General features: G+C 66.8%; 10 protein-coding genes. 8 read left to right on the top strand and 2 right to left on the bottom strand.

Annotation, left to right across the window (positions count from 1 at the left end):
* From AC1DO7_RS35925 to AC1DO7_RS35900, 6 genes are all read left to right on the top strand, one after another.
* The coding region (locus AC1DO7_RS35925) for an ATP-binding protein (protein WP_477117207.1) at window positions 1–604 on the top strand (604 nt) is incomplete at its 5' end.
* Window positions 601–2,070, top strand: coding sequence for a hypothetical protein (locus AC1DO7_RS35920; RefSeq protein ID WP_441615924.1), 1,470 nt, complete (start codon window positions 601–603; stop codon window positions 2,068–2,070). The genes AC1DO7_RS35925 and AC1DO7_RS35920, both read left to right, overlap by 4 nt.
* A gap of 4 nt (window positions 2,071–2,074) precedes the next feature.
* Complete coding sequence (locus tag AC1DO7_RS35915; RefSeq protein ID WP_441615926.1) at window positions 2,075–3,577, top strand: carboxylase; 1,503 nt, start codon at window positions 2,075–2,077, stop codon at window positions 3,575–3,577.
* A gap of 10 nt (window positions 3,578–3,587) precedes the next feature.
* Window positions 3,588–4,043, top strand: coding sequence for a Zn-ribbon domain-containing OB-fold protein (locus tag AC1DO7_RS35910; RefSeq protein ID WP_441615928.1), 456 nt, complete (start codon window positions 3,588–3,590; stop codon window positions 4,041–4,043).
* The gene (locus AC1DO7_RS35905) at window positions 4,040–5,584 is read left to right on the top strand and encodes an AMP-binding protein (RefSeq protein ID WP_441615930.1); all 1,545 of its coding nucleotides are present in this window, start codon (window positions 4,040–4,042) and stop codon (window positions 5,582–5,584) included. The genes AC1DO7_RS35910 and AC1DO7_RS35905 overlap by 4 nt, the downstream gene beginning before the upstream one ends.
* A 10-nt stretch (window positions 5,585–5,594) precedes the next feature.
* Entirely contained in the window at window positions 5,595–6,764 is a 1,170-nt protein-coding gene (locus tag AC1DO7_RS35900; protein ID WP_441615932.1) for a thiolase C-terminal domain-containing protein, read from the top strand.
* A 5-nt stretch (window positions 6,765–6,769) separates the two neighbouring features.
* On the opposite strand, the gene AC1DO7_RS35895 is transcribed toward AC1DO7_RS35900, so the two are convergent.
* The gene (locus AC1DO7_RS35895) at window positions 6,770–7,471 is read right to left on the bottom strand and encodes a GntR family transcriptional regulator (RefSeq protein WP_441615934.1); all 702 of its coding nucleotides are present in this window, start codon (window positions 7,469–7,471) and stop codon (window positions 6,770–6,772) included.
* 146 nt (window positions 7,472–7,617) lie between these two features.
* Between AC1DO7_RS35895 and AC1DO7_RS35890 the strand changes: the two genes are divergently transcribed.
* On the top strand, window positions 7,618–8,421 hold the full coding sequence (locus AC1DO7_RS35890; RefSeq protein WP_441615936.1) for a BPL-N domain-containing protein: 804 nt from the start codon (window positions 7,618–7,620) through the stop codon (window positions 8,419–8,421).
* Window positions 8,422–8,425: 4 nt separating this feature from the next.
* On the opposite strand, the gene AC1DO7_RS35885 is transcribed toward AC1DO7_RS35890, so the two are convergent.
* On the bottom strand, window positions 8,426–8,821 hold the full coding sequence (locus AC1DO7_RS35885) for an avidin/streptavidin family protein (protein WP_441615938.1): 396 nt from the start codon (window positions 8,819–8,821) through the stop codon (window positions 8,426–8,428).
* Between the two features lie 378 nt (window positions 8,822–9,199).
* On the opposite strand from AC1DO7_RS35885, the gene AC1DO7_RS35880 reads away from it, so the two are divergent.
* Window positions 9,200–9,917 (top strand): AraC family transcriptional regulator (locus AC1DO7_RS35880; RefSeq protein ID WP_477117206.1); only part of this gene is annotated, 718 nt, incomplete at its 3' end.

Here is a 9,917-nt window from a genome sequence, read left to right as displayed (position 1 = left end):
CACGATCGAGTTCGTGGTCGACCAGAGCGATAACAAGTACTTCTTCCTGGAGATGAACACGCGCATCCAGGTCGAGCACCCGGTGACGGAGATGATCACCGGCTTCGACCTGGTCGCCGAGCAGATCCGGGTTGCGGCCGGGCTGCCGCTGTCGTTCACGCAGGACGACGTCCAGCTGCAGGGACATGCCATCGAATGCCGCATCAACGCCGAGGACCCGGACCGCAACTTCCTGCCGCGTCCGGGGCTGATCTCGCGCTGGGACGTGCCAAGCGGCGAAGGCATCCGCGTCGATACGCATTGCTATGCCGGCTACACCGTGCCGCCCTACTACGATTCGCTGCTCGGCAAGCTGATCGTGCATGCGGCCACGCGCGAGCAAGCCATCGCGCGCATGCGCGCCGCACTGGAAGGCCTGCAGGTCGAAGGCCCGACCACGACCGCGCGCTTCCATGACGCCGTGCTGGCGCATGAAGACTTCGTCGGCGGCCGGGTCACGACGCGCTGGGTCGAAGATACCTTCCTGCCGCAGCGCAAGGCGGAGCAAAAGGCCGCTGCGCAGGCCGCCAAGCAGGCACTGGCTGCCGCCGAGGTGAAGTCATGAGCACGCCCGCCCTGCGTTACACCGACGTCAGCCTGACCGACGGCCAGAGCGCGCGCTGGGCCGGCGCCATGACGACCCCGATGATGCTTGCCGTCGCCGCGCGGCTGGCGGCGGCCGCCCCGGCGGCGATCGAAGTCGCCTCCCCGGCCACGCTGCAGCAATGCGTGACGAGGGGCGAAGACCCCTGGCAGCGCATCGCGCTGCTGCGCGAACGCTGCCCCGGCATTGCGCTGCGCGCCGCCATTGCGCTGCTGACGGAACATGGCAGGCGCGGCATCGATGTGCTACCGACCGAGGCCGTCACGCTGTGGTTGCGCGAACTGGCGCAGCGCGGCGTGTCCGAGATCGTGCTGCTCGACCCGATGGTGGAGATCGCGCGTATCGCGCCGGTGCTGAAGGCTGGCAAGGCGCTCGGCCTGACCATGATCGCGGCCCTGCCGTTCGCGCCCGGCTCCACGCACAGCGACGATGCGTTGCAGGAGCAGGCCGCGGCCCTGGCCGAGGCAGGCGCGGCCCGCGTGATGCTGCGCGACGAAGCCGGCCTGCTGACCCCGGACCGCCTGGCCACGCTGCTGCCCGCGCTGCGCGCGGGACTGGGCACGGGACCGGGCGCCACGCCGCTGGATCTGCATCTGCGCTGCCAGACCGCGCTCGGTCCCATGGTTGCGCTGGAGGCGATACGGCTGGGTATCGCCGGGCTCGACACCGCGTTCGCGCCGCTCGCCAACGGCGCCTCGGTGCCGGCGCTGGGCACGCTGCTGAAATCGCTGCGCATGCTGGCCCTGGGAACACCGGCGAGCGAGCAGACACTGCACGCCGTGGGCGACGCCGGCCGCCTGCTCGCGGAACTGGCCGATCGCCACGGCTTCGCGCCGGCCCGCCCGTGGGTCTTTGACCTCGCCCCCTACGCACACCAGTTGCCGGGCGAAGTCGCTGCGCAGTGCATGCAACGGCTGGCCGAACTGGGGCTGACGCACAAGCTGCACGCCTTTGCCAACGAGTGCGCGCTGGTCCGCAGCGAGATCGGCATGCCGCCGATGCTGGCGCCGTTCGCGCGGCCGATTGCGGAACAGGCGCTGCGGCACCTGCAGGGCCTGCCGCGCTATGCCGAGCTTCGGCCCGGCGTGCGCCGCGCCTTGCAGCAGGTTCACGGCGCGGCGGCAGGCAATGTCGACGCCGGGTTGCTCCAGCGTGTCGGTGCGGTGCCCAAGGCAGCGGCACCATCGCTCGCCGCATTGCGCGCGGCACATCCCACGTCGAATGACGCGGCGCTGGTGCTCTTCCTTGCCTGCGGCGTCGCACCGGAATCGCTTCCTGCACCGGCTTCACCAGACGCGCTGCGTTATGTACCCACCACGCCAGCGGATGCACTCCTGGCCGGACTCACGGCACGCGCCGCACCCTATGCGCAACTCAGCGTGCAGGGCCCCGGCGTTTCGATCCAACTCCAGGGCACGGAGGGCTGAACTCATGCTCGAAGACCTCAAGAAACTGGTCGCCGCGGAAACCGCGCGCACCGGCAAGCGCCGCACCATCCACCTGACCGACGACACGCTGCGCGACGGCCAGCAATGCCTGTGGGCCACCCGCATGCGCACCGAGCACATGCTGCCGATAGCGGAACGCATGGACCAGGCCGGCTTCCTGTCGCTGCAGGCGATCGCGCTGGTGCAGTTCGATGCCAGCGTGCTGTTCCTGAACCAGGACCCGTTCGAACGCATCCGCCTGCTGCGCGAGCGCTTCACGCGCACGCCGCTGCGCGCCGCCATCCGCAGCAACCTGATGCGCGGCTTCTTTCCGGTGGCCGACGACATCACCGAGCTCTTCGTCGAGCGGCAGATCGCCAACGGCGTCCGCGACATCGGCATCTTCGATGCGCTGATGTGCTCGGACAACCTCGCCCCCAGCATCGCCACGGCGCGCCGGCTCGGCGCCAACGTGACGCTCTTGCTCGGCTACAACATCGCGCCCGGCTATGACGACGCCTTGTATGCGCGCAAGGCGCGCGAGGCCGTCGAGCGCTTTGGCGTGCAGACCGTCACGCTGGCCGATGCGGCCGGCATCCTGACGATCGACCGCGTACGCACCCTGGTGCCGGCAATGAAGCAGGCCATCGGTGATCGAGCACGACTGGAATTCAACACCCACTGCCTGACCGGACTCGGGCCGCTGCTCGCACTCGAGGCCGCGGTGCACGGCGCCGACAGCATCCTGACGGCGGTGGACCCGATGGCCAATGGCAATTCGCTGCCGGCCAGCCAGATGATTGCGCGCAACCTGCGCGAGATCGGCTTCGACGTGGTGGTCAATGACGACTTGCTCGACGAAGTGGGCGCGTATCTTGGCGCGCTGGCCGAGCGGGAAGGCCATCCGGTCGGCGTGCCTGCCGAATACGAGCCCAGCCACTACATCACCCAGTACGCGGGCGGCGCGATGAGCAACCTGGAATCTCAGCTCAAGCTCGCCGGCATTTCCGACAAGCTGCCGGCGGTGCTGGAAGAGATCGGGCGGGTGCGGGTGGAGCTCGGCTCGCCGATCATGGTCACGCCCTATCCCGCGATCATCGGGGCGCAGGCGGTGATGAATGTCATCAACGGCGAGCGCTACAAGGCCGTCCCGGATGAAGTGAAGAAGTACGTCTGCGGGTATTTCGGCGCCCTGCCGCTGCCGGTCGACGCGAACGTGAAGGACAAGGTCATCGCCAACGGCTCGAAGGATGTGAGCCTGACGCCCCCCGTGATCGAACCGGTGCTGCCGGGCTTGCGCCAGCGCTACAAGAACATGGGCGACGACGAACTGCTGCTGCGCTATATGTACGGCGACGAGAAGGTAAACGGCCTGGCGCCGACGGGCACGGGCGACAGCTTCAGCGTCCACCACCCGGTCGTCGATCTCGTGGCCGGCCTGGCACAGCGCCAGAGCAAGGCGAAGGTGCAGGTCCGCGGCAGCGAGTTCTCGCTGAGCGCGAACTGAGGAGCGCCACATGAACGTTTCCCTCGCAAGGCCGCAGCCGATTCCCACCGCCGAGACCGCGCACTACTGGCAGGCGGCGCACGAAGGCCGGCTCGAAATACAGTATTGCCCGGCCTGTACGCGCCACCAGTTCTACCCGCGCCGCTTCTGCACGCAATGCCTGTCCGACCAGCTCGAATGGGTGCAGGCGAGCGGCCACGGGCGGATCTATACCTACACCGTGTGCCACGTCGCCGCGCATCCCGCCTTCGCGTCGGACGTGCCGTATGCGATCGGCATGATCGAGCTCGACGAGGGCGTGCGCATGCTGGCAGGCATTGTCGACGCCGACCCCGATTGCCTTGCCGTCGGCGCGCCGGTCGAGGTGTGCTTCGAACGCATCAGCGACGACGTCGCACTGCCGATGTTCCGGCTCACGGGCAGCGCCAATGCCCGGCCCGTTCCCGATACCAGAGACAAACCATGATCATCGATTCCTTCGACGCCGGCGCCACGGCATATCCCGACCGCATCTTCGTCCAGGGAGGCGACGTGCGCCTGAGCTACCAGGACGCGGCCGGCGCATCGCACGCGGTTGCCGCCGCGCTGGTGCGCGACGTGCAACCGGGCACGCACGTCGGCATGCTGTCGCCCAATCATCCGATGGTGCTGCCGGCGATGCTGGGCGTGATGCGCAGCGGTGCGGTCTTCGTGCCGCTCAACGCGCGCGATCCCATCGAGGACATCATCTGGTTCGCCAGTTTCTGCGAGATCACCGTGCTGATCTGCCATCCGCAGTACGCGCCGCACCTGGAACGCCTGAAGCAGGAGATCCCGACGCTCAGGCGCGTCATCGGGCTGACGGAGCCGCTGGAGCCGAACGGCCACTGCATCGCGCAATGGGTGAAGGACTTCGCCGGGACGCGCGTGACGGTGCGGCGCGAAGCGGACGACATCGCCATCATCAAGTCGTCCGGCGGCACCACGGGCCGTCCGAAGGCGATCATGCAGAGCCACCGCTCGCTCGAGACGGCCTACCGGATCAGCAACCAGTTCACGCCACCGCGCAAGGACCCCGTGCACCTGGTGGTGGCGCCGCTCACGCATGCCGCGGGCGCCACGATGGTGGCACTGGCACGCATCGGCGCGCGCAACGTGATCGCTGCGTCGGCCGATCCGGGCGTGATCCTCGAAGCGATCGAGCGCGAACGCGTGACGCATATCTTCCTGCCGCCGACCATGATCTATCGCCTGCTCGCCCACCCCGATGCGCGCACACGCGACTGCTCCTCGCTCGAGTACGTGCTGTATGGTGCCGCGCCGATGTCGGTCGACAAGCTGCGCGAAGGCATCGCCCTCTGGGGCCAGGTGTTCATGCAGAGCTACGGCCAGTCGGAAGTGCCCGGTGTCATCACCTGCCTGTCGCGCAAGGATCATTTCGTGCACGACGACCCCGAACTCGACAAGCACCTCGGCTCCGCCGGCCGCCCCTCGGGCGCCTGCGAGGTGGCGCTGATGGACGACGAGGGCAATATCGTGGGCACGGGCGAACGCGGCGAGATCGTGGCCCGCGGCGACCTCGTCTCGCCCGGCTACTACAACAACCCCGAAGCCACCGCCGAGGCGCGCGCCTTTGGCTGGCACCACACCGGCGACATCGGCGTGTTTGACGAGAACGGCTACCTGTATGTGGTCGATCGCAAGAAGGACATGGTCATCTCCGGCGGCTTCAACATCTACCCGAGCGAGATCGAGCAGGTGATCTGGGGCCACCCGGCGGTGCAGGACTGCGCCGTGGTCGGCATACCCGACGCCGACTGGGGCGAACGCCTGACCGCCGTGATCGAGCTCAAGCCCGGTTGCAATGCCACCGCCGACGAGATCGTCGAGCTGTGCCGCAAGCGCTTCGGCAGCCTGAAGACGCCCAAGCAGGTCGAGTTCTGGCCCACGCTGCCACGCAGCCCGGTCGGCAAGGTGCTGAAGAAGGATGTGCGAGCGCAGCTTACGGCTGCATCAAAGCCGGTTTGAAAGGATGGACATGGACCCGAAAGCACTGAGTGGCCGCTATGCCATCGCGGGCGTCGGCGAGGCCGGCATGGGCAAGGCCCTGCCGGGCGACACCGCGTTGTCGCTGCAATGCGACGCGGCGCGGCTCGCGATCCTGGACGCGGGGCTGAAGCCCTCCGACATCGACGCCGTCTTCGCGCACTGGGACGACCGCGCCGCCGGCTTGCTGGTGACCGAGCACATGGGGCTGCAACCGCGCTATGTCGACAGCACCGTGGTCGGCGGGCAATCCAACCTGACGCATATCGCCCATGCAATGGCGGCGATGGAGGCGGGACTGTGCAATGTGGCGCTGATCACCTATGGCAGCACGCAGCGCCTGGACCGCAGCCGCGCGCGCGGCGGCCATGCGCAGGATGCCCGCATGCCGAACGGCCAGTTCGTGCAGCCGTACGGCATGCTGAGCCCGATCGGCTTCTACGCGATGCAGGCACGCCTGCACATGCATCGCTACGGCACGCTTGCCGAAGACCTTGGGGAAGTCGCGATCGCGGCGAGGCGCTGGGCACAGCGCAATCCGAATGCGGTCGCGCGCGAGCCGCTGACCATGGCCGACTACCTGGCCTCGCCCATGGTCGCCGACCCGCTGCGCAAGCTCGATATCTGCCAGGTCACCGACAGCGCCGGCGCCATGGTGCTGGTGCGGACCGGGCGCGCGCGCGACTTGCGCCGTCCGCCGGTGCTGGTGCAAGGGTTCGCGGAGCAATATATCCAGCACGCCACGCCGTTTGGCATGGACGACTGGATCGACAATGGCGTGCTCGCGGAGATGGGCCGGCTGGCGCTGGAGCGCGCCAGCCTGAGCCGTAGCGAGATCGACATCGTGCAGATCTACGACGCGTTCACCAGCAACGTGCTGATCGGCCTGGAGGAGCTGGGATTCTGCGGGCGCGGCGAGAGCGGCGCCTTCGTGCGAGGCGGGCGCATTGCGCCGGGCGGGGCATTTCCGCTGAATACCTCGGGCGGCGGCCTGTCCTTCAATCACGGCGGCATGTTCGGCATGCCGCTGATGATCGAGTCGGTCCGTCAGCTACGCGGGGATTGCGGGGAGCGCCAGGTGCCTGGCGCCCGCAACTGCCTGGTGCAGGCGGGCGGCCTGGTGATGTCCGCGTATATGGTGATGGTGCTGGGAACGGCTTAGCCGATTCAGACGGTGCGCGGCGCGGCATCCCGCTGCGCTTCGAGCTGCCTGATCGCCTCGCGCATCGAATCGCCGATCAGCTTCTCGGCCGCTTCCGCCGCGGCATCGAGGTTGCCCGACTTGAGGCCCTTTTGCAGCGTGCGCCAGTTGCGGGCCGATTCCTTGCGCCGTGCCGGCGTGGACAGGCCAAGCTGGGTGTAACGCAGCGTCTGCCGCGCCAGCGAACCCAGGATCTCGGCCAGGCGCTCATTGGTGCAAGCCTCGCGCATGACGCGCCCGAGGCGGAACGAGGTTTCGATGAAGGCGACGGTGCTATCCGCCTCCTGCGCCAGCGTTTCCAGCGCGCGCACGTCGGCATCGATGGTCGCCGCAATCTGCGCCGCCTCTTCCGGGCTTAGCCGGCTTACCATGGTGCCGGAAAGCTTGCCGCGAATCTCGAAGATGTCTGCAACCTCCTTGATCGATAGCTGGGTGACGTGGGCGCCCTTGTTGGGCAGGATGTTCACCACCGAATCCTTCTCAAGGATGCGCAAGGCCTCGCGCACCGGTCCGCGGCTGACCGCGAACTGCTCGGCCAGCGCTTCTTCACGGATACGCTCGCCCGGGGCGTATTCGCCATTCGCGATGGCAGTGAAGATGCTGTCGGCGATCTGCTCGGGCAGTGTCCTCAGCTGGCGGCTGGCGGGACGATTGGATTGTGTGGTCATGTCGAAAGCTCGAAACTGCGCAATTATGAAACTACGATTGTAGACAAACGCAATGTAAGCACGAGATTAGACCACAACTGCGCGCGCAAGATCACGAGCCGTGAAGACAGACTGCGCTAAACCACGACGAATCACGACGAACCATCATGTCAAAGCCCCAGATCCTGACCTATATCGATGCCGGCACCTCCGACGGCACCGCGCGCCTGATGCGCACCATCGGGCAGCAGCTTCGTTCCGGTATGTACGAGATCCGCACGGTCATGGCCGATGACATCCGGCATGACGCATCGCTGTTCGATGACGCAGTGCTGTTCGTCATGCCGGGTGGCGCCGACCTGCCCTATTGCGCAGCGCTGAACGGCGCCCCCAACGCGCGCATCCGGCGCTTTGTCGAACAAGGCGGGGTCTACCTGGGCATCTGCGCGGGTGCGTACTACGCCTGCAGGGAACTCGCCTTTCACGCCGGCAGCGCGGGCGAGATCTGCGGCACGCGGGAGCTGAGCTTCGTGGACGCGGTTGCGGTGGGCTCCTTGCCCGAACTCACGGGAGGCGTCGCCTATGACGGCACGCCGCGCAGCACCGCCGCGGTGGAGATCCGGACGACGGAACGGCTGACCGCTGCGCCGGTGTCGCTCTACACGCACTACCACGGCGGCTGCCGCTTCGATTTCGGCGATGCGCCGGGGCCGGAGACCCAGGTCCTGGCCGTTTATACCGGCATCGAAGGCGACCCGCCCGCGATCGTGAGCTCACGCGTGGGCAAGGGCAGCGCGATCCTGACCGGCGTGCACCTGGAGATCTCGGAGCGCGAGTGCAAGGACGCCTTGCTAGGTCACAGCGACAGGACCGCGCACATCCACGTCTGCCAGAGGCTGGCGCAGACGGGCGAGGCGCGACTGGCGGTGTTCCGCCAGTTACTGTTCCATGCCGGGCTCGCGCTGGGTTGACCGCTCAGGGCGTCCAGTACCAGATGGCGGAGTTGGAGATAAAGGTCTCCCACATGGCGTGCGGCTTGGCGGGATCATCGTCCTCGTAGCGACGGGCCAGTACCCATTGGGCCTCGATGCGCTCGCGCGATGGATCGCCCAGGCCATCCTGCTCGCCCGCGGCTAGGTAGCGACCGGCAAAGGTGGTCAGCGAGGCATGCTGCTCAGCTTGGTTCTTCCAGAGCACCGTGAATCCGATCAGCGCGCCGTCGGTCATGCCGTGCGTCTCGAACCAGGCGCTGGGATCGGGCTTCCCGACCTTGGTCTGGTAGCGCCCGGTAAAGTGGGCACCCGGCCCGATGGAGAGGATTTCGAGCCCGCCGCCGTTGCGGCTGAGCCATCGTCCGACCCGGATTGTCATGGTGTCTCCTTGGTATTGCCCAGCATGTTTGAACGGGGAGAACTGCGCACTTAGTTTAGGACAGCGGTTTGCCGGGGACAACTTTGTCGGGATTGCCCGGGCACCACGCGCTGGCCGCGATGTCGACCCGGGAGAGACGCTATCCCTCCTCGAAAGCGGCCGCCGGCAGGCGGTCCGCGCTCAGGATCGTGTGTGGTTTTCCGAGTACTGAAAGCCATCGCTTTTCCGGCGAGCCGCTCGCTGTGTGCTCCGGCAAAACAAGTACTGATATGCTTGGCAACCTGCCATAGCTCGCTCCGCGCGGGCTGGTGGCTCAACATAAAGTTCAGCCACACGGGGCGGACCCTATCTGGACGAAAATCAGCCAGGAGCGCTGCATTGAACGACGACCCGCTACACGGCCGCTTGTTATTGCCGCCAGAGCCGCCGACGCTTGCGCCCGGCATCGTGCACAGCAATTTCAGCGTGCAGGGCGACGCCCGTCAAAGCTTCCGGGCCTGGCAGGAGCGCATGAGCCCTGTCTACGACATACGGCCTTCGTCAAAGCAAGCCGAGGATAGGTTCGACGCATCGCTGTCTCGCTACACGATCGACAATCTGAGCCTCTTCGACTTCCGCACCGGGCCGAACCTGGCCGTGCGATCGTTGGGCCGGGTATCGACCGAGAGCATTCATGACATAAGCTTCAGCGTGTTCCTTGAAGGGCCGCCGGGGCAGTTCCTGAACGGCAAGCCACGGCTCGACGCGCCACAGATACCGCACGCGCCAAGTATCCTCGCGCTGGACATGGACCAGCCGTGCACAATCCGGAATTTTGATGGCCGGATACTGCTCCTTTTTGTGCCACGCGATCTGGTGGAAAGCTCGTTTCCCGATGCCGCCTCGCTGCATGGTCGCTCGATTCAAGCCACCACCCCCTTGACACGCCTGATCATTGAGCATCTCGTTGCATTAAACCGACAAATCAGCGGTCTCGACCGGCAGGAAGCGCGTCAGCGCTTTCTCACCACGGTAGAGCTACTCGCCACCGCTTTCAGCCGTCAGGCAGGGCTTTCCGGCAATCGGCGCGCAGCGGTACGCGCTGCCGTCTATGGAC

Source organism: Cupriavidus sp. 05N40, assembly GCF_056397305.1.
This window is presented reverse-complemented; position numbering and strand designations above follow the sequence as displayed.

What these genes read in the sequence shown, in the direction of transcription:
- AC1DO7_RS35910 (WP_441615928.1), top strand. Translation starts at nt 3,588, where the DNA reads ATGAACGTTTCCCTCGCAAGGCCGCAGCCGATTCCCACCGCCGAGACC.
- AC1DO7_RS35900 (WP_441615932.1), top strand. Translation starts at nt 5,595, where the DNA reads ATGGACCCGAAAGCACTGAGTGGCCGCTATGCCATCGCGGGCGTCGGC.
- AC1DO7_RS35905 (WP_441615930.1), top strand. Translation starts at nt 4,040, where the DNA reads ATGATCATCGATTCCTTCGACGCCGGCGCCACGGCATATCCCGACCGC.
- AC1DO7_RS35920 (WP_441615924.1), top strand. Translation starts at nt 601, where the DNA reads ATGAGCACGCCCGCCCTGCGTTACACCGACGTCAGCCTGACCGACGGC.
- AC1DO7_RS35890 (WP_441615936.1), top strand. Translation starts at nt 7,618, where the DNA reads ATGTCAAAGCCCCAGATCCTGACCTATATCGATGCCGGCACCTCCGAC.
- AC1DO7_RS35915 (WP_441615926.1), top strand. Translation starts at nt 2,075, where the DNA reads ATGCTCGAAGACCTCAAGAAACTGGTCGCCGCGGAAACCGCGCGCACC.
- AC1DO7_RS35895 (WP_441615934.1), bottom strand. Translation starts at nt 7,471, where the DNA reads ATGACCACACAATCCAATCGTCCCGCCAGCCGCCAGCTGAGGACACTG.
- AC1DO7_RS35885 (WP_441615938.1), bottom strand. Translation starts at nt 8,821, where the DNA reads ATGACAATCCGGGTCGGACGATGGCTCAGCCGCAACGGCGGCGGGCTC.